This window comes from Stutzerimonas stutzeri (assembly GCF_000219605.1).
GTDB lineage: Bacteria > Pseudomonadota > Gammaproteobacteria > Pseudomonadales > Pseudomonadaceae > Stutzerimonas > Stutzerimonas stutzeri.
In genome coordinates, this window is the sequence record NC_015740.1 from 3,143,994 (window position 1) to 3,162,596 (window position 18,603).

18 protein-coding genes are annotated in these 18,603 nt (G+C 66.8%); 12 read left to right on the plus strand and 6 right to left on the minus strand.

The window, feature by feature from the left end; genetic code table 11:
• Window positions 1–43 precede the first annotated feature (43 nt).
• The 6 genes from PSTAB_RS14595 to PSTAB_RS14620 all read left to right on the plus strand — a co-directional run bounded on the left by PSTAB_RS14595 (window position 44) and on the right by PSTAB_RS14620 (window position 4,443).
• A complete protein-coding gene (locus PSTAB_RS14595) occupies window positions 44–1,021 on the plus strand; it encodes an ABC transporter substrate-binding protein (protein WP_013983527.1) in 978 nt (325 codons plus the stop codon).
• 4 nt (window positions 1,022–1,025) lie between these two features.
• Complete coding sequence (locus PSTAB_RS14600; RefSeq protein ID WP_013983528.1) at window positions 1,026–1,829, plus strand: ABC transporter ATP-binding protein; 804 nt, start codon at window positions 1,026–1,028, stop codon at window positions 1,827–1,829.
• Window positions 1,816–2,610: an ABC transporter permease gene (locus tag PSTAB_RS14605; RefSeq protein WP_013983529.1), complete on the plus strand. Its 795-nt coding sequence runs from the start codon at window positions 1,816–1,818 to the stop codon at window positions 2,608–2,610. The genes PSTAB_RS14600 and PSTAB_RS14605 overlap by 14 nt, the downstream gene beginning before the upstream one ends.
• 36 nt (window positions 2,611–2,646) lie before the next feature.
• Window positions 2,647–3,117 (plus strand): nucleoside deaminase, encoded by a 471-nt coding sequence (locus PSTAB_RS14610; RefSeq protein WP_003280143.1) that lies wholly within the window; start codon window positions 2,647–2,649, stop codon window positions 3,115–3,117.
• Between the two features lie 122 nt (window positions 3,118–3,239).
• Complete coding sequence (locus PSTAB_RS14615) at window positions 3,240–3,977, plus strand: SDR family oxidoreductase (RefSeq protein ID WP_013983530.1); 738 nt, start codon at window positions 3,240–3,242, stop codon at window positions 3,975–3,977.
• A gap of 10 nt (window positions 3,978–3,987) precedes the next feature.
• Window positions 3,988–4,443, plus strand: coding sequence for a carboxymuconolactone decarboxylase family protein (locus PSTAB_RS14620; RefSeq protein ID WP_013983531.1), 456 nt, complete (start codon window positions 3,988–3,990; stop codon window positions 4,441–4,443).
• 1 nt (window position 4,444) lies between these two features.
• Here the strand turns inward: PSTAB_RS14620 and PSTAB_RS14625 are convergent, their stop codons facing one another.
• On the minus strand, window positions 4,445–5,365 hold the full coding sequence (locus tag PSTAB_RS14625; RefSeq protein WP_013983532.1) for an AraC family transcriptional regulator: 921 nt from the start codon (window positions 5,363–5,365) through the stop codon (window positions 4,445–4,447).
• A gap of 250 nt (window positions 5,366–5,615) precedes the next feature.
• On the opposite strand from PSTAB_RS14625, the gene PSTAB_RS14630 reads away from it, so the two are divergent.
• From PSTAB_RS14630 to PSTAB_RS14640, 3 genes are all read left to right on the plus strand, one after another.
• A complete protein-coding gene (locus PSTAB_RS14630) occupies window positions 5,616–7,172 on the plus strand; it encodes an ABC transporter ATP-binding protein (RefSeq protein WP_013983533.1) in 1,557 nt (518 codons plus the stop codon).
• 12 nt (window positions 7,173–7,184) lie between these two features.
• Complete coding sequence (locus PSTAB_RS14635; protein WP_013983534.1) at window positions 7,185–8,291, plus strand: ABC transporter permease; 1,107 nt, start codon at window positions 7,185–7,187, stop codon at window positions 8,289–8,291.
• Window positions 8,292–8,356: 65 nt separating this feature from the next.
• The gene (locus tag PSTAB_RS14640) at window positions 8,357–9,283 is read left to right on the plus strand and encodes an ABC transporter permease (protein WP_011914010.1); all 927 of its coding nucleotides are present in this window, start codon (window positions 8,357–8,359) and stop codon (window positions 9,281–9,283) included.
• Between the two features lie 689 nt (window positions 9,284–9,972).
• Here PSTAB_RS14640 and PSTAB_RS14645 read toward each other — a convergent pair.
• Window positions 9,973–10,698, minus strand: a complete 726-nt coding sequence (locus tag PSTAB_RS14645) for an SIMPL domain-containing protein (RefSeq protein WP_013983535.1) — start codon at window positions 10,696–10,698, stop codon at window positions 9,973–9,975.
• A gap of 73 nt (window positions 10,699–10,771) precedes the next feature.
• Window positions 10,772–11,095: a hypothetical protein gene (locus tag PSTAB_RS14650; protein ID WP_013983536.1), complete on the minus strand. Its 324-nt coding sequence runs from the start codon at window positions 11,093–11,095 to the stop codon at window positions 10,772–10,774.
• Between the two features lie 197 nt (window positions 11,096–11,292).
• Here PSTAB_RS14650 and PSTAB_RS14655 point away from each other — a divergent pair, with 197 nt between their 5' ends.
• Complete coding sequence (locus PSTAB_RS14655) at window positions 11,293–12,522, plus strand: dicarboxylate/amino acid:cation symporter (protein ID WP_013983538.1); 1,230 nt, start codon at window positions 11,293–11,295, stop codon at window positions 12,520–12,522.
• Between the two features lie 76 nt (window positions 12,523–12,598).
• Here the strand turns inward: PSTAB_RS14655 and PSTAB_RS14660 are convergent, their stop codons facing one another.
• Complete coding sequence (locus PSTAB_RS14660; RefSeq protein ID WP_003300856.1) at window positions 12,599–12,811, minus strand: DUF3079 domain-containing protein; 213 nt, start codon at window positions 12,809–12,811, stop codon at window positions 12,599–12,601.
• A gap of 187 nt (window positions 12,812–12,998) precedes the next feature.
• Here PSTAB_RS14660 and PSTAB_RS14665 point away from each other — a divergent pair, with 187 nt between their 5' ends.
• Window positions 12,999–14,939: a DNA topoisomerase III gene (locus tag PSTAB_RS14665; protein WP_013983541.1), complete on the plus strand. Its 1,941-nt coding sequence runs from the start codon at window positions 12,999–13,001 to the stop codon at window positions 14,937–14,939.
• 103 nt (window positions 14,940–15,042) lie between these two features.
• Here the strand turns inward: PSTAB_RS14665 and PSTAB_RS14670 are convergent, their stop codons facing one another.
• Both PSTAB_RS14670 and PSTAB_RS14675 read right to left on the minus strand, forming a co-directional pair.
• A complete protein-coding gene (locus tag PSTAB_RS14670; RefSeq protein ID WP_013983542.1) occupies window positions 15,043–15,519 on the minus strand; it encodes a GreA/GreB family elongation factor in 477 nt (158 codons plus the stop codon).
• Window positions 15,516–16,472, minus strand: a complete 957-nt coding sequence (locus PSTAB_RS14675; RefSeq protein WP_013983543.1) for an alpha/beta hydrolase family protein — start codon at window positions 16,470–16,472, stop codon at window positions 15,516–15,518. The genes PSTAB_RS14670 and PSTAB_RS14675 overlap by 4 nt, the downstream gene beginning before the upstream one ends.
• Window positions 16,473–16,713: 241 nt before the next feature.
• On the opposite strand from PSTAB_RS14675, the gene PSTAB_RS14680 reads away from it, so the two are divergent.
• On the plus strand, window positions 16,714–18,561 hold the full coding sequence (locus tag PSTAB_RS14680; RefSeq protein ID WP_013983545.1) for an SLC13 family permease: 1,848 nt from the start codon (window positions 16,714–16,716) through the stop codon (window positions 18,559–18,561).
• The last annotated feature ends 42 nt before the right edge of the window (window positions 18,562–18,603 follow it).

Consider the following 18,603-nt stretch of genomic DNA (forward strand, 5'->3'; position numbering starts at 1 on the left):
ATTGCATCGCGCTAAACACGCCGAACCTTCAAGGAGCTTCACCATGTTCAACAGAACCCTGCTCGCCAGCGCCCTGCTCGCGCTGTTCAGCCAATCCGCCCTGGCCGCCGACAAGGTCCGCTGGCTCAACGACTGGCTGCCGGCCGGCGACAAGGCGGCGATCTACCTCGGTGTCGAACAGGGCCTGTTCGCCGCCGAAGGCATCGAAGTGGAGATCGCCAGTGCCCGCGGTGGCAGCGACGTGGTGACCAAGCTGGCCACCAACAGCGCCGACTTCGGCTCGGCCGGCCTGGCCTCGCTGCTGCAGGCCAAGGCCCAGGGCGAGGTGCCGGTGGTGGCGGTGGCACCGATCTACAACAAGCAGCCGGACGCCTTCTTCACTACCGAAGGCTCGGGCATCGAGAGCTTCAAGGACATCGTCGGCAAGACGGTCGCCACCCCGACCTTCTCCGCCTCCAACGTGGTTTGGCCGCTGCTGCTGCAGCGCAACGGCATCGACCCGGCCAGCGTCAAGCTGCTCAAGCTCGACCCCGGCGCGCTGGCACCGATGCTCGCCACTGGCAAGGTGGACGCCACCATCAACTGGCTGACCGTCGCGCCCGGCTTCGTCCGTGCCCTCGGCGAAGCGGACAAGACGCTGAAGACCATCCCCTGGTCGGAATACGGCTTCGAGGGCTACGGCCTGTCGCTGGTAGCGTCGCAGCGCTTCGTGCAGAGCCATCCCGAGGTCGCCAAGAAGTTCGTCAAGGCCTACCGGCAGGCACAGAAGAACGCCATCGCCGACCCGGCTGCAGCGGCGGCGGCGCTGAAAAAGAAGGTTGCCGAAGTCGACCAGCAGCAGGCCGAAGAGCAATTCGTCGCCTCGGTGCCGCTGATGCAGAACGAGATCAGCGATGCCGAGGGCCCGGGCTTCGACGCCAAGCGGCTGGCCACCACCTGGGAATGGGTCGCCAAGGCGCAGGGCATGCAGATTGATGCCCTCGACCCGGCCAGCGCCATCGACACCAGCCTGAGCGAGTGAAGCCATGAACGCTGCCGTCCTGCCCGCCACACCGCGCCCCAACATCAGCTTCGATCGGGTCAGCCAGGTCTTCACCTCCTCCGATGGCAGCGAGGTGGTGGCGCTGGACAACGCCAGTTTCGACATCGGCCGCCACGAGTTCATCGCCGTGCTCGGCCCCTCGGGCTGCGGCAAGTCCACGCTGCTGCGCATCCTCGCCGGGCTGGTGCGACCGACCCACGGCCAGGTCAGCATCTACGGCAGCCCGGTGGACGGCCCGCGCGACGAGATCGGCATCGTCTTCCAGAAGCCGACGCTGCTGCCGTGGCTGAACATCCGCGACAACCTGACCTTTCCCATGCGCCACAAGTACGGCCGTGTCACCGCCCAGGAGATCACCCGCGGCGAGGAGCTGCTGGAACTGGTGGGGCTCAAGGAATTCGGCAACAAGCGCCCAGACGAACTCTCCGGCGGCATGCAGCAGCGCGCGGCGATTGCCCGGGCATTGCTGCACGACCCGGAAATCCTGCTGATGGACGAGCCGTTCTCGGCACTCGACGCCCTGACCCGCGACGAGTTGAGCCTGGAGCTGCTGAATATCTGGACCCAGCGTCCGAAGACGGTGCTGTTCATCACCCACTCGATTCCCGAAGCGCTGCTGCTGGCCGACCGCATCCTGGTGATGTCGGCACGCCCCGGCCGCGTTCAGGAAATCATCGATGTCGACCTGCCGCGTCCGCGGTCCATGCAGACCCTCACGGAGCCCCGTTTCAATGAGCTCGCCAACCATATCCGCCGCAAGGTCTTCTCGCGCCATGCCGACCATTAAGCCCAGGACACATCGCCTGAAGACGCAGGCCGATCGCCTCGCGCCCTGGCTCGCCTTCATCGTCCTGCTGCTGGTCTGGGAGGCGGCCTGCCGCCTGCTCAAGCTGCCAAGCTTCGTGCTGCCCTCGCCCAGCGCCATTCTCGCGGCGACGCAGAAGGTCGGCCTCGGTGCCTGGGCCGAGCACATCTTCGCCACCCTGCGGGTGACGCTGATGGGCTACGGCCTGTCGATCCTGATCGGCATCCCGCTGGCCATCGCCCTGGCGTCCTCGCGACTGATGTCGCGCACGCTCTATCCGCTGTTGGTGATCGTGCAGTCCACGCCCATCGTCGCGGTAGCGCCGATCATCGTGGTGGTGATGGGCGCCGGCGACCTGCCGCGGGTGTTCATCACCTTCCTGATCGCCTTCTTCCCCATCGTGGTGTCCTGCGTCACCGGCCTCCTGGCGACGCCGGAGGAGCTGGTGGAACTGTCGCGCTCGCTGGGCGCGTCGAAGGCCCGCGAGTACCGCAACATCCGCCTGCCCTATGCGATTCCACACCTGTTCTCGGCGCTGCGCATCTCCATCACCCTGGCGGTGATCGGCGCGGTGGTCGCCGAGTTCGTCGCGGCGGAAAAAGGCCTGGGCTACTTCATCAACTTCTCCACCTCGATGTTCCAGGTGCCGCAAGCCTTCGCCGCGTTGATGATGTTGGTGGTGATCAGCCTGCTGCTGTTCCACCTGATCGGGCTGCTGCAGAAGGTCTGCTTTCCCTGGAGCCTGCCCAAGGCGGGGCACTGAAGCCCACCACCTCTTCATCTCAGTCTGGATATCGCCATGCCTCTCGACGATCTCGCCCTGCTGCGCAAAAGCTTCGACGTCGCCCGCCGCGCGCTGGAAAACGGCACCCATCCGTTCGGCGCCATCCTGGTCGGGCCTGACGGTGAGGTGCTGCTCGAACAGGGCAACGCCTACATGCCCGACCACGACATGACCGGCCATGCCGAGCGGGTGCTGATGACCCGAGCCTCGACCCGCTATACGCCGGAATTCCTCTCGCGCTGCACCATGTACACGTCCGCCGAACCCTGCGCCATGTGCGCGGGTGCCGCCTACTGGGTCGGTCTTGGGCGCGTGGTCTACGGCCTTTCCGAGCGCAGCCTGAAGGACCTCACCGGCAACCATCCGGAAAACCCGACGCTGGATTTGCCGTGCCGCATCGTCTTCGACGCCGGCCAGCGCAAGGTCGAGGTGCTCGGCCCGCTGCTGGAGGACGAGGCGGCCGCCCTGCACGAAGGCATCTGGTAGGCAGCGCCAGAATCAGGCAAGCGCCCGGCAGGATCGCCATAACGCCGGCACCGTCCTCCATCGCAGTATTCGAACCACGGCGTCACCGACGTCGCCCGAATCCACCTGCGGAGGACAACCCCATGTCGAACATCACCGGCAAAATCGTACTCATCACCGGCGCCAGCAGCGGCATCGGTGAAGCCACGGCTCGCCTGCTGGCGGCCCAGGGCGCAACCGTCGTGCTGGGCGCGCGGCGTCTCGAACGGCTGGAAAAGCTGGCCGCCGAGATCGGCGAACGCGGTGGCATCGCCGCCTGCCGCGCGCTGGACGTGATCAGCCGCGAGGACACCCAGGCCTTCGTCGACTTCGCCGAACAGCGCTTCGGCCGCGTCGACGTGATCATCAACAACGCCGGGGTCATGCCGCTTTCGCCGCTGGATGCGCTGAAGGTCGACGAGTGGAACCGCATGATCGACGTGAACATCCGCGGCGTGCTGCACGGCATCGCTGCCGGCCTGCCGCTGATGCAGCGCCAGCGCGCCGGTCAGTTCGTCAACATCGCCTCCATCGGCGCCTATGCGGTGAGCCCGACCGCGGCGGTGTACTGCGCCACCAAGTATGCGGTGCGCGCCATCTCCGAGGGCTTGCGCCAGGAGGTCGGCGGCGATATCCGCGTGACCCTGGTGTCCCCGGGCGTCACCGAATCGGAACTCGCCGAGAGCATTTCCGATGACAGCGCCCGCTCGGCCATGGACGACTTCCGCCGCATCGCCATTCCGGCCGACGCCATCGCACGCGCCATCGCCTATGCCATCGACCAGCCGGCCGATGTCGACGTCAGCGAACTGGTGGTGCGCCCCACCGCCAGCCCCTACTGAGGACGCCACCATGACCCTTCGTACCAGCACCACACTGGCCGCGGCCTGCCTGGCCGTATTCGGATCACTGACCTTCGCCTCGCTGGAAGCCGCCAGCAACGAGCGCCACGAACGTGGCGTCCAAGTGATGGATCACCTGTCCGGCGGCGCCGGGCAACCCGTGCTCGAAGCGTTGCGCAAGGACTATCCCTTTCTCGCCGAGGGCATCACCCAGTACGCCTTGGGCGATGTCTGGGGGCGCAGCGAGCTGGATGACCGCACCCGCCAGCTGGCCGCGGTCGCTGCCTTCGCCGCCCAGGGCAATCTGCCCTACATGAAGATCCACGCCGGCTACGCGCTGCGCCTGGGCGTCAGCCGTGAGGAGCTGAAGGAGGTGGTCTACCTGACCACCGTGACGGCCGGCTTTCCCCGCGCCATCGATGCCGCCCAGGCATTGCGCGAGGTGCCGGACCCGGCGTCGCGCTGAATTAAGCGGTGCTGCGCAGCCGGGCCAAATCCTTCACCGGCGAGGCGCCGAACAGCCGACTGTACTCGCGGCTGAACTGCGAGGGGCTTTCGTAGCCGACCCGGTAGCCGGCGCTGGACACATCGAGCCCCTCGGCGATCAGCAGCCGCCGCGCCTCCTGCAGGCGCAGCTGCTTCTGGTACTGCAGCGGGCTCATCGAGGTGAGCGCCTTGAAACGGTGATGCAGCGTCGAGCTGCTGAGGTTGACCCGCTGCGCCAGTTCCTCGATGCGCAGCGGCTCGACGTAATTGCGGTTCAGCCATTCGATCGCGCGGGTGACGCGATGGCCCTGGCTGTCGCGCACCGCGATCTCGTGCAGGTGGCGCCCCTGGCGACCGCAGAGCAGGCGGTAGAAGATCTCGCGCATGGCCAGCGGTGCCAGCACCGGGATGTCCTGCGGGCTGGCCAAGAGCCGCACCAGGCGCAGCGTGGCGTCTAGCAACGGCGCATCGATGCGGTCCAGATAGACCCCGCGCGCAGCCCCTTCCACGGGCTGGCTCAACGGCGCGCTTTCGGCCACCAGGGTGGCGACCATCGCCGGGTCGATATCCAGGCGGATACAGAGGTATGGCTCGCCGGACGAGGCCTCCAGCACGCGACCGGCCACCGGCACGGTGACCGAGACCACCAGGTAATGCAGCGCATCGTAGGTGTAGAGCTCATCGCCCAGGCGCACCTCCTTGCTGCCCTGCACGATGATGCACAGCGCCGGCTTGTGCAGCCCGTGTACCAGTTCGCTCGGTGCGCTGCAGCGGATCAGGAAGAGATCGTCGATGGCGGTGGGATGCATGCCGTCGTCGCGCACGAGGCCATCGATCAGCCGCGCCAGGGCGGCACGCTGGGCAATCGTTTCCTCGGCGGAATGAAGGTCCAGTTGGTTCATTTGCAGGAGACCCTGGGGAGGCAGAGAGGCGTTCAGCTTAGCAGGCCAATTACGGCGCGGTCGTTACGCCCCATGGCGGTGCAGCGACTCGTCCACCTCGCGGAGTGAGGCACCAAAGCGATGCAACGGCTACCATCGTCCTGTGAACGCCGGGCAACACAACGCCCGCAGTCACGCCGCACCTCATTTCCTGACTGCCTGGCCAGCTTTTTGCTACACCCTGGTCATGAAAAACCCAGCGGACGCCCCCATGCCCGAATCCCAGACCGCACGCCTCCAGCTCTGCGGCATCACCAAACAGTACCCAGGCTGCCTGGCCAACGACCGTATCGACCTGTCGATCCAGCCGGGCGAAATCCACGCCCTGCTCGGCGAGAACGGCGCCGGCAAGAGCACCCTGATGAAGATCATCTACGGCGTGACCCAGCCCGACGCCGGCGAAATCCACTGGCAGGGCGAACGGGTGACGATGCGCGATCCGGCTCAGGCCCGTGAACGCGGCATCGGCATGGTGTTCCAACACTTCTCGCTGTTCGAGACGCTCTCGGTGGCGGAGAACATCGCCCTGGCGCTGGGCCCCAGGGCCGGTACGCCGAAGCAGCTGGAGCCGAAGATCCGCGAGGTCTCGCAGCGCTACGGCATGCCGCTGGAGCCGCAACGGCTGGTGCACAGCCTGTCCATCGGCGAGCGCCAGCGGGTGGAGATCATCCGTTGCCTGATGCAGGACATCCGCCTGCTGATCCTCGACGAACCAACCTCGGTGCTCACCCCGCAGGAGGCCGACGAGCTATTCGTCACCCTGCGCCGGCTAGCGGCCGAGGGCTGCAGCATCCTGTTCATCAGCCACAAGCTCAATGAAGTGCGCGCGCTGTGCCAGAGCGCCACGGTGCTGCGCGGCGGTCGCGTATCCGGCGAGTGCGTGCCGGCCGAATGCTCGGACCTGGAACTGGCGCGGCTGATGGTCGGCGATGCCGAGGGGCTGGAAGCCGAATACCCGAAGAGCGAGGGCCGCGCGCCGTTCCTGCGGGTGGAGCGGCTGTCCTGGCACAACGCCGATCCGTTCGGCGTATCCCTCGAAGAGGTGGACCTGGAAGTACGCGCCGGCGAGATTGTCGGCATCGCCGGGGTCGCCGGCAACGGCCAGGACGAACTGCTCGCTCTGCTCAGTGGCGAACAGCGATTGTCCGCCGCACAGGCCATGCGCATTCGTTTTCTCGGTGACGATGTCGCCCACCTGCGCCCCGACGCCCGCCGTCGCCACGGCATGGCCTTCGTGCCGGCCGAACGTCTCGGTCACGGCGCGGTGCCGAGCATGAGCCTGGCCGACAACGGCCTGCTCACCGCCTATCAACAGACCGGAATGGTCGAGCAGGGCATGATCCGACGCGGCAAGGTGCGCGCCTTCGCCGAGCAGGTCATCCAGCGTTTCGCCGTGAAGACACCGGACGCACAGGCCCCGGCGGCGAGCCTGTCCGGGGGCAACCTGCAGAAATTCATCCTGGGTCGCGAGATCCTGCAGCAGCCGAAGCTGCTGATCGCCGCGCACCCGACCTGGGGCGTGGATGTCGGCGCGGCAGCAGCGATCCACCGCGAGCTGATCGAACTGCGCGATGCCGGCGCGGCGATTCTGGTGATCTCCGAAGACCTCGAGGAGCTGTTCCAGATCAGCGACCGCATCGCCGCCCTGAGCGACGGCCGGCTGTCGCCACAGCGCGCTACTGCCAGCACCTGCCCGGTCGAAGTCGGCCGCTGGATGGCCGGCCAGTTCGATACCAGCGACACCCCTGTTTCCACCTCTGCCGCCTGACGAGAATCCATCATGCTGTTATCCCTGCAACCCCGCGGCGAGGCCTCACGGGCCATGCTCTGGTTTTCGCCATTGCTGGCGGCACTGCTGACGCTGCTGAGTGGCGCCCTGCTGTTCGCCCTGCTCGGCCATCCGCCGCTGGAGACCCTCAAGGTGCTGCTGGTCGACCCGCTCGGCGATCTCTACGGCGTCTCCGAACTGCTGGTCAAGGCGCTGCCGATCCTGCTCTGCGCGCTGGGCCTGGCGGTGGTCTACAACGCACGCATCTGGAACATCGGCGCCGAAGGCCAGCTGCTCATCGGTGCCCTGGCCGGCAGCGCACTGGCGGTCAACATCATCGACTGGGACTCGCGCTGGGCGCTGGCGCTGACGCTGCTGCTCGGCACGCTGGGCGGCGCCGCCTGGGCCGGGCTCTGCGCCTGGCTGAAGACCGCGTTCAACGCCAACGAAATCCTCACCAGCATCATGCTCAACTACATCGCGCTGAACCTGCTGCTGTTCGCCGTGCACGGCCCGCTGAAAGACCCGGAAGGCTTCAATTTCCCCGAGTCGGCGATGTTCGGCGACACCAACCGGCTGCCCGAGCTGATCGAAGGGCTGCGGGTGCATGGCGGTTTCTACTTCGCCCTGCTGGCACTGGTGGTGGTCTGGGTACTGCTGCAGAAGAGCTTTCTCGGCTTCCAGATCAAGGTGCTCGGCCTGGACAAGCGCGCCGCCGGCTTTGTCGGCTTCCGCGACAAGAAGCTGGTGTGGATCGCCCTGCTGATCAGCGGCGGCCTGGCCGGGCTGGCCGGTGTCGCCGAAGTCACCGGGCCGATCGGCCAGCTGGTGCCACAGGTGTCGCCGGGCTACGGCTACGCGGCAATCACCGTGGCCTTCCTCGGTCGCCTAAACCCCATCGGTATCGTTTTCGCCAGCCTACTGATGGCGCTGCTCTACCTCGGTGGCGAGAACGCGCAGATGGCCGCCAACCTGCCGCAGTCCATCACCCAGCTGTTCCAGGGCATGGTGCTGTTCTTCCTGCTCGCCTGCGACGTGCTGATCCTCTACCGCCCGCGCCTGAAGCTGTGGGCACGCAAACCAGCGCTCGTCAGCGCCAAAGAGGAGCCGGCCACATGATCGCCCGCGCTGCGCTACTGCCCTTTTTACCCGCTGCCTGCCGCTTGAAGTCCGAGGCCTGACCGATGGATATGGATCTGCTGACCAATATTTTCTACGCCATGATCCGCACCGGTACGCCGCTGCTGCTGGTCGCCCTCGGTGAGCTGGTGTGCGAAAAGACCGGCGTACTCAACCTCGGCCAGGAGGGCATGATGCTGTTCGGCGCGGTGATCGGCTTCATCGTCGCCTTCGCCAGCGGCAACCTCTGGCTCGGCGTGCTGTTCGCCTGCCTGGCCGGTGTGCTGCTCTCGCTGCTATTCGCCATGGTGGCGCTGGGCTTCAACGCCAATCAGGTTGCCACCGGTCTGGCACTGACCATCTTCGGCGTCGGCCTGTCGTCCTTCGTCGGCGCCAGCTGGGTCGGCAAGCCGCTGGCCGGCTTCGAGCCGATCGCCATTCCGCTGCTCAGCGAGATCCCCGTGATCGGCCGCATGCTGTTCGCCCAGGACCTGCTGGTGTACCTGTCCTTCGCACTGTTCGCCCTGGTGGCCTGGGTGCTGCTGAAAAGCCGCATCGGCCTGATCATCCAGGCCGTCGGCGAAAACCCCAACGCCGCCAGCGCCATGGGCCTGCCGGTGCTGCGCGTGCGCACCCTGGCGGTAATGTTCGGCGGCGCCATGGCCGGGCTTGCCGGCGGCTACATGTCGCTGGCGTACACGCCGATGTGGGCGGAAAACATGACCGCCGGCCGCGGCTGGATCGCCCTGGCCCTGGTGGTGTTCGCCAGCTGGCGGGTGAGCCGCGTCCTGCTCGGCGCCTACCTGTTCGGCCTGGCCAGCATCCTCCATCTGGTGGCCCAGGGTCTCGGCCTGGCGATCCCCGGCAACCTGCTGGCGATGCTGCCGTATGTGGCGACCATTCTGGTGCTGGTGCTGCTGTCGCGGGATGCGATCCGTACGCGGTTGTACGCGCCGGTGTCGTTGGGGCAGCCATGGCAGCCGGGGCATTGATTTGTCGGGCCGGTTGGAACGAACGGGGATCGTTGCTGGCGCTATTGGGCTGGCACTTGCATCAGGCGATTACTGAGTAAGCCGACACGGCTGGTTTCGGCCCTCCGGCCGAGTCACTTTCTCTTGTCTGGCCAAGAGAAAGTAACCAAAGAGAAGGCCACCCCGACATCCGGGTTTTGCTTCGCAAAACTTCCCTCCCTCCGGCGTTGCTCCGGGGGCCGTCGCGAAGGGACGTCCCTGTCCCTTCACTCCTCGCTCGGCGTCCTGCCTCGCGTCCCCCTACGCAACGCCTACGCTCGGCCTCCTGACGGGGGAACGAGTCCGAGTTGCCTGACAGATCGAGGAGAACCTGGTTTGTGTCTGTAATTGACTAAAGAACCCTCAGGCAACTCCAAACGCCCCTTCAGGAGGGTGAGCGGAGCCGTCGCGGAGAGGGGCGAGCCGCAGGGATGCGGCGAGAGCCGTAAAGGGCCATGGATGGCCCTTTACGGCGACCCTCGGAGCGGCGGCGGAGAGAACGAACCCCGGCAAAGCCGGGGCCGGATGCAGGGGCAAAGCGTTTTTGGTTACTTTTTCAGCGCCTGGAAAAAGTGACTCGCCCAGCAGGGCGAAACCAAGCCTTCAAGCGACTCGGAAATCGCCAACCGCCATCAAGCGAAACCCTCCGCCGCCCGCTTAAACGCCCTATATCAATCCAAGGTGTACTCAAACGTACTCACCACCCGCAACCGCTTCCCGATGGTCCGGCCACTGTCCATATCACTGCCATCGTCATCGATCACCCGAATCACCCCCTGGTTGGCGTTCTTCAACCGTCCCAGCGTGGCGCCGGCATCCTCGGCAAAGCGCGTCGCCTGCTCACGGGCGTTGCCGGTGGCGGCCTCGAGCAGCTGCGGCTTGAGCTCGTTGAACCCACGCAGCTGATAGCGCGGCCCGGCGAAGCCATTGACCTCGGTATCCAGCTGCACGCCGGCCTGGATCAGCGGATCGACTGCATTGGCTGCCTTGGCCACGGCATCGACGCGCTCGGACTTGACCAGCACCTGCCCCTGGCCGTTGAAGCGCAGCGCCACATCGCGCGACGCCCATTCGCGGGCCAGCAGATCCTGCACCTGCAACGGCCGCACTTCCAGCTCCTCGTCGCTGAAGCCCTGCTCGCGGAGGAAGTCCAGCACCCGCTGGCGGTCCTCGCTGAGCCCCTGTTGCACCTCGGCGAACCGATCGCCACCACGGCGAAAGCCCAGCGTCCACACCGCGAAGTCGCTCTTCACGTCCATCTCCGCCAGTCCCTTGACCGTCACCGTACGGTCGGCCATGCGGAAACGCTCCACGCCCTGCCCCACCGACCAGCCGGCGAAGGCCACCGCCGCGGCGATCAACGCCGCCGGCAGAAATCCGATTCGTGCTGTAGCCACACGCTTCTCCCTATAGAAAACAACCGGACGCCCATGCTACTCCAGCGCCGCGCGAACGCCAGCGACCGACTGCTCAAGCCCGCCCCAGGCGCTGCAGCGCCTCCAGGCGAAAGGCGATGTTCTGCTCCAGCTCGCTCAGCTCGCGCGTCAGGCGCTCGCGCTGCTGCGCATCGCTGCAGGCCTCGAGCTGCTCACGCAAGGCGGCGCGCCGGGCCAGCAGTTCCACCTCGCGCGGCGGCACGCCGGCACTCTTCAGCACGCTGAACGGCAACCGCAACCCCTGCGGGGTATGCAGCCAGCCCTCGTCGATCTGCAACGGCTCGCCCTTGTCGCGCACGCCGCGCTGCCATTTGGCGATGTCGCGGGCGATGCGTCGCTCGATGTCCTGATCGCTCATGTTCGCTTGCCTCTCTTGTCCCAGCCCGACCATGAAAACCCGCCGGCCGGCGTTTGTCTGCTACCGGCCAGCGCCAGGAGACGGCTTCTGCCGGGCGGCTCGGCCTGTATGATGCTGCCGTGCTGCTGCGAACTTTCGCCGCACCTTTCTATTCTCTTGCTTGACGTCACCGCCATCGACCCGAGGAGCCGCCCGCCTTGCCCAGCCTGAACCTGCAGATTCTCATCGCGGCCTGCCTGGGTGTGGCCATCGGCTGGCTGACCGGTACGCTGCCGGCCGATGCGCCCGTACGCGAGGGCGTGCTCTATGCCAGCACCCTGGCCGGGAGCATCTTCATCGGCCTGCTGAAGATGGTGCTGATTCCGCTGATCTTCACCTCCATCGTCGTCGGTGTGGCCAACCTGCAGGCGCATCACCAGGTGCATCGGGTGTGGGGCGGCGCGCTGGTCTACTTCACCCTCACCACCAGTGCGGCGATGCTGGTGGCGCTGGTCGCGGCGAACCTGTTCAAGCCGGGCGCGGGGCTGTCGCTGGACCTGTTCGCCGAGGCGATGAACGACTTCGAGGCGCGCCAGCTGACGCTGCCCGAGTTCTTCCTGCACTTCTTCGCCAACCTGTTCCAGAATCCCTTCGCCGCGCTGGCCAACGGCAGCATCCTGGCCGTCGTGGTGTTCGCCATGTTCATCGGCATCGCCCTGGTGGCCGGGGGCGACCGCTACCGCAATATCCTCGTGGTGCTGCAGGAATTTCTCGAGCTGATGATGCGTATCATCGGCTGGATCATGCGCCTGGCGCCGCTGGGCATCCTCGCCCTGCTGATCAAGCTGGTGGCCGAGCAGGATGTGGCGCTGCTCAGTGCGGTGGGCGGCTTTATCGTGCTGGTGTTCGCCACCACGCTGTTCCACGGCATCGTGGTGCTGCCGGGCATTCTCTTTCTCACGACCGGCAAGTCGCCGCTGTGGTTCTTCCGCGGCACCCGCGAGGCGCTGATCACGGCGTTCGCCACCAGCTCCAGCGCGGCGACGTTGCCGATCTCCCTGCGCTGCGCGGAGGACAACCTCAAGGTGCGACCCGGCATCGCCGGCTTCGTGCTGCCGCTGGGCGCAACCATGAACATGGACGGCACCGCACTCTACGAAGCGGCGGCTGCGCTGTTCGTCGCCAATCTGATGGGTATCGAGCTGAGCTTGGCGCAACAGGCGGTGGTGTTCTTCACCGCGATGATCGCCTCGACCGGCGCGCCGGGAATTCCCAGCGCCGGCATGGTGACCATGGTGATGGTGTTGCAGGCGGTCGGCCTGCCGGCCGAGGCCGTGGCGATCCTGCTGCCGATCGACCGCCTGCTGGATACCGTGCGCACGGCGGTCAACGTCGAGGGCGACATCATTGGCAGTGTGGTGGTGCAGCGTTTCGCCGACCGCGGCTAGCAGGCTGTTGAAAAACTACCTGCGTTGCATCGCCTACGTTGTTCAAGAACCTCCCGAAGAAGAACCCCGCGCAACATCAGGACGACGACTCCTTGCGGGTCTTGGCGATCAGCTCCGGGTCGATGCCCCAGCATTCGTCCAGATACCAGTCCTCACCGAACATTTCCGCCGGATGCTGGGTGCGGCCCGCGCCGTTGCCACAGGCCATCGAAGTTGCCGGGCAATAGCGGTCGCAACCCCAGCACACACGTTCGGGGTGGGATGGTTCGAGGGGAAATTTCTTGGCCATTGCGCGTGCCTTTCGGGCGTTGTTGCAGTGGCCACAGGCTAAGCCTCCTCGCCGCCGCCAGACTTGATCATGCTCAAGAACGACCGGTATCGGCGCACAACAACTGTATGTCCATACAGATAGTGATTGCCTGAAGCGCCGTTTGTGCACATGCTTCGCGCCATCGACCGCTGCCGTCACAGCCTCCATGCAACTCTATCTCTGCGAAAAGCCTTCCCAGGCCCGCGACATCGCCAAGGTGCTCGGCGCCAACCGGCGCGGCGACGGCTGCCTGCAGGGTGCCGGGGTGACGGTGACCTGGTGCATCGGCCATCTGCTGGAGACCGCCCCGCCGGACGCCTATGACCCGCGCTACAAGCGCTGGGTGCTGGCCGACCTGCCGATCGTGCCGGAGCGCTGGAAGATGCTGGTCAAGCCAAAGACCGCCAGCCAGTTCAAGGCGGTCAAGCGCCTGCTCGGTGAATGCAGCGAGCTGGTGATCGCCACCGACGCCGACCGCGAAGGCGAAATGATCGCCCGCGAGCTGGTCGAGCACTGCCGCTATCGCGGGCCGATCCGCCGGCTGTGGCTGTCGGCACTGGACGATGCCTCGATCCGCAAGGCGCTGGCCGCGCTCAAACCCGGCGCCGAGACTTTCAACCTCTACCACGCCGCCCTTGGACGCTCGCGCGCCGACTGGCTGATCGGCATGAACATGAGCCGGCTGTTCACCCTGCTCGGCCGCCAGTCCGGCTACCGCGGCGTGCTGCCGGTGGGCCGCGTGCAGACGCCGACGCTGCGTCTGGTGGTGGACCGCGACCGCAGCATCGCCGATTTCATCCCGGTGCCGTTCTGGGCCATCGACGTGCAGCTGCTCGCCGATGGCGCCGCGTTCACCGCGCAGTGGCAGGCGCCGGACGACCTTTGCGATGACCAGGGCCGCTGCCTCGATCAGGCTCGTGCGCAGCAGGCTGCGGACGCCATGCGCAACGCCGCCAGCGCTCGCCTGCTGAAGCTCAAGACCGAGCGGCAGCGCGAGGCGGCACCCTTGCCGTTCGATCTCGGCACGCTGCAGGAAGTCTGCTCGAAGAAGCTCGGCCTCGGCGCCCAGGAAACCCTCGACATCGCCCAGGCGCTGTACGAAACCCACAAGCTGATCACCTACCCGCGCAGCGATTGCGGCTACCTGCCGCTGAGCCAGCACGGCGAAGCGCGCGCGATTGTCGCTGCGCTGACTCAAGCCGACCCGACGCTCGCGGCGCTGCAGCCGCATCTGGACCTGTCGCGCCGCTCGCGGGCCTGGAACGACGCCAAGGTCGGCGCCCACCACGGCATCATCCCAACCGCCGCCGCGCGTGGTCTGGAACGCCTGGCCGGGCGCCCGCGTGCGGTGTATGAGCTGATCCGCGCGCGCTACCTGGCGCAGTTCCTGCCCAACCATGAGTACGACCGCACCCAGGCCGACTTCGACTGCGCCGGCCAGGCGCTGCGCGCGGTGGGCAAGCGCGTCGTCGAACCGGGCTGGAAACGCGCCATGCCCGAAGCACTGGCGCCGGCACGGGGCAATCGCGAGGAACATGCGCCGCAAAGCCTGCCAGCCCTGCAACAGGGCGGGGATTACGCGGTGGGCGAGATCACACTCAAGGACCAGCAGACACAACCGCCGAAGCCCTTCACCGAAGGCGACCTGATCAAGGCAATGAAGAACGTCGCCAAGCTGGTGGACGACCCGCGGCTGAAGCAGAAACTCAAGGACACCACCGGCATCGGCACCGAGGCGACCCGCGCCGGGATCATCCAGGGCCTGCTCGACCGCGGCTATCTGGTTCGCCAGGGCAAGGCGCTGGCGGCGACACCGGCGGCGTTCAGCCTAATCGACGCCGTGCCGCGGCCGATCGCCGACCCAGGTACCACGGCGATCTGGGAGCAGGCGCTGGACATGGTGCAGAGCGGCGAAATGCCGTTGGAGGAATTCGTCGCCAAGCAATCGGCATGGATGAGCAAGCTGGTCGAACGCTGCGCCGGGCTGCGCATGACCATCAGTGGCCCACCGGTGGCCGCCGGCCGAGGCGGCAAACCGTGGAAGAAGAAACGCAGCGCCTCGCCGCGCAAAACGGCGTGGCGACGCAAGCCGGCCACCGCAGACTGAGCAGCTGCTAGCGCGTCATTCAGTCCTTGTGCAGTTGGGGTGACGCTGGAGCGGTTTAGATCGGGAGTGCCTTCGCCAAGCCAGACCGATACAAGCAGCCGCGCTAGTGAACCTCCAGCACGTCGTAGCACTGCGGCTGCCCATTGACCTGCAATTGCACCTCATCGCCCACCTGACGCCCAAGCAGGCCTTGGCCGAGCGGTGATCGCGGCGAGATCACCAGGATCTCCCGCCCGTCATGCTGCAGCTTCAACCCCGCCGCATCCGGACCGAGAAAGAACCAGCGCTCGGCGCCGTCGTGATCCAGGCAGAGCAGCGCACCGACCCGCACCCTGCCATCGGAGCTGACGCCTGGCAGCAGGTTGCGATAAGCGGCAAGCGCCGTCTCGATCTCGTGCAGGCGTCGTCGTTGCCCGTCGGCAAGATAGGCCGCCTCCAGGCCGCGGGTGTCGTACTTGTTCTCGGCCTTGCTCTCGGCATGGGTGGCGGCCTCGTGGGTCGCGGCCAGTACCGCCTTGGCCACCTCGCGGTCGGCTTCAAGGGTGGCGATGATCTGCTGTTGAAGGGCGCTCTTGTTCATGGGCGAGGCTTATAGCCCGCCGACGCGCCGAAGGGAATGGCTCCGTCAACCGCCGGAACCGCGCCGGGCTCGATCACTTCGTCGGCGAGCCAGGGATTGCGGCCCTCGGCGATCCATTCCAGCGACTCGCGCCAGAAGCCATTGCGATGCCGGTCGTGGAACAGGCCGAAATGACCGATGTGCTCGAAGCCCATCGCGCGAGGATTGAGCTGCACCAGCTGGCGCGGGCTGTTGCGGAAATAGCCGAGCCCGCGGCGCATGGCCGCCGGGGTCGCGAATTCATCGTCGCTGGTGCTTACCGCCAGGATTGGCGCTCGAACCGCACCGAAACGGCTGAACAGCAGCGGATGTTCTTCCCGGGGATAGCTGTCTTCCAGTCGCGCACCGCGCTGGGACCACTCCAGCGCGACACCGGCCGGCAGGTCTTCCAGCCAGCCAAGGCGGCGACCGGGAAAGTAGCCGACCAGGCGGGTCATCGCCGGCATCAACAGGTGCCACTTCGCGTACATCTGCAGGCGCCGCTTGGCGGCGTAGTCGCGCCAGTAGGCGTACTGCCCGGCGACGTTGAGGTAACGGTCCACCTCGCTGGCCGTCTCGGCGAAGCCCGGCATGAAGCCGCCGGCGCTGTGCCCCACGGCCACCAGCAGTCCGTGCGGCTCGCGCTCACGCATGAAGCGCACCGCAGCATCGAAGTCGTACTCGCCCCAGTCGCGCCAGCGCATCTTCATGCTGCGCAGGCGCTGCGGCCTCGACCCGCCGATGCCGCGAAAGTCGTAGGTCAGTGCGGCAAAACCGTGCTCGGTAAGAAAGTTCGCGTAGCGTACGTAATAGCGCGACAGCACACCGGTGGCGCAACTGATGATCACCGCGCCGCGCTCGGCACCGGCAGGCCGCCAGAGCTGTGCCGCGAGGGTGAAGCCGTCCGTGCAGTGCAGGGCAACGGATTCAGGCATGGCAAGGACCTTTCGAATTGTTGTGCAGCCACCTTGCCCGGCGCCGCGGATTTTTGCCATAACCTGCCGGCACCTTGTACCGGGCTGGCAGTCTGTTATTACGGCCGCAGCCCCCCTGTGACGGCACGGCCGCCCGCCTCGCACGGGCACTCGCGATGACTGTTCCCATGATTTTTGCTGCCCCGACGCCGACGCCGGCGCCGATGCGCCGTGGCGTCCTGGCGGATCGGAGAAGAAGTACATGACCGGCGAACAGCTGATCGTCTTTGGTGTGCTGGCGGCGACGCTGGTGCTGTTTGTCTGGAATCGCTGGCGCTACGACCTGGTCGCCCTCGCGGCATTGCTGGCCTGCGCGCTGACCGGCGTGGTGCCGGCAGAGGAGGTATTCGCCGGCCTGGGGCATCCGGCGGTGATTTCCGTGGCCGCGGTACTGGTGCTCAGCCGCGGCCTGCTCAATGCCGGCGTGGTGGACAGTGTGGCGCGCCGGCTGATGCAGGTCGGCGAGCGGCCCTGGGCGCACGTGGCGGCGCTCACCGGGATCGTCGCGCTGAGCTCGGGCTTCATGAACAACGTCGGCGCGCTGGCGCTGTTCATGCCGGTGGCGATCTGGATGTCGCGTCAGAGCGGCCGTTCGCCATCCTACCTGTTGATGCCGCTGGCATTCGGCTCGCTGCTCGGCGGCACCCTGACGCTGATCGGCACGCCGCCCAACCTGATCATCGCCGGCTATCGCGCCGAAGCCGGCGAGGCGCCGTTCGGCATGTTCGCCTTTTTGCCGGTGGGCGCGGCGGTGACGGTGGCCGGCGTGCTGTTCATCGCCCTGCTCGGCTGGCGACTGGTGCCCCGGCGCCAGGAGCAGGAAGGCAACGGTGATCTGTTCGAGATCAGCGCCTACCTCACCGAAGTTCGCGTGCCGGAGGACTGCAAGTACGCCGGGCGCACGCTGCACGCGCTGATCGGCGCGGTGCAGGATGAAGCCGATGTGCAGGTCATCGCGCTGATTCGCGGCGACGAGCGCCAGCGCATGCCGTCGACCTACGAGGTGCTGCGCGAAGGCGACATCCTGCTGGTGGAGGCCGACTCCGACAGTCTGAAGGCGCTGCTGGATGTCACCGGCGTCGAGCTGGCGGCCGATGTCGAGGAGCAGGAGAACAAGGCCCATGACGAGCAGGAGGCCGCTGAGCAGGCCGTCGAGCAAGAGAAGGCCGAGAAGAACCACAAGAGCCGGCACGGCGAACTGACCCTGGCCGAGGCCATCGTCTCGCCGGGTTCCATGCTGGTGGGCACCAGCGCCAGCGGCCTCGACCTGCGCGAGCGCCACGGCGTCAACGTGCTGGCCGTGGCCCGCCAGGGCCAGCGCTTGCGTCAGCGCCTGGGCGAGATTCGCTTCGCCGCCGGTGACATCCTCCTGCTGCAGGCCCGCGAGGATGCCCTGCAGTCGAGCCTGAACAGCCTGGGCTGCCTGCCGCTGGCGTCGCGCGGACTGAGCATCACCACCCCGCGCAACGTGATGCTCGCCAGTGCCATCTTCGCCATCACCCTGGCCAGCATCGCCTTCGGCCTGCTGCCGGCCGCCACCGCACTGGTTACCGGCGCGCTGGTGATGATCCTGGTCGGGCTGATTCCGCTGGGGCGCATCTACGAGAGCATCGACATGCCGGTGATCGTGCTGGTGGCAGCGATGCTGCCGGTGGGCCAGGCGCTGGAAACCACGGGCGGCTCGCAACTGATCGCCGATGCCCTGCTGGAGCTGGGGCAGTCGTTGCCGGCGGCGGCAACCCTGGCGCAGCTGATGGTGGCGGTGATGCTGATCTCCAACGTGGTCAACAATGCCGCCGCTGCGGTGCTCGCGGCGCCGGTGGCGATCAGCCTGGCGCGCGGCATGGACGCCTCGGTCGACCCCTTCCTGATGGCGGTGGCGATCGGTGCCTCCTGCGCCTTCCTGACCCCCATCGGCCACCAGTCCAACACCCTGGTGATGGCGCCCGGCGGCTACCGTTTCGGCGACTACTGGCGGCTGGGACTGCCATTGTCGATTCTGGTGGTGCTTTGCGCGGTGCCGGCGATTCTCTGGATCTGGCCACTCTGAACCGCAATGGCGGCACCGGACGGTGCCGTTGCAGCTCGCGGG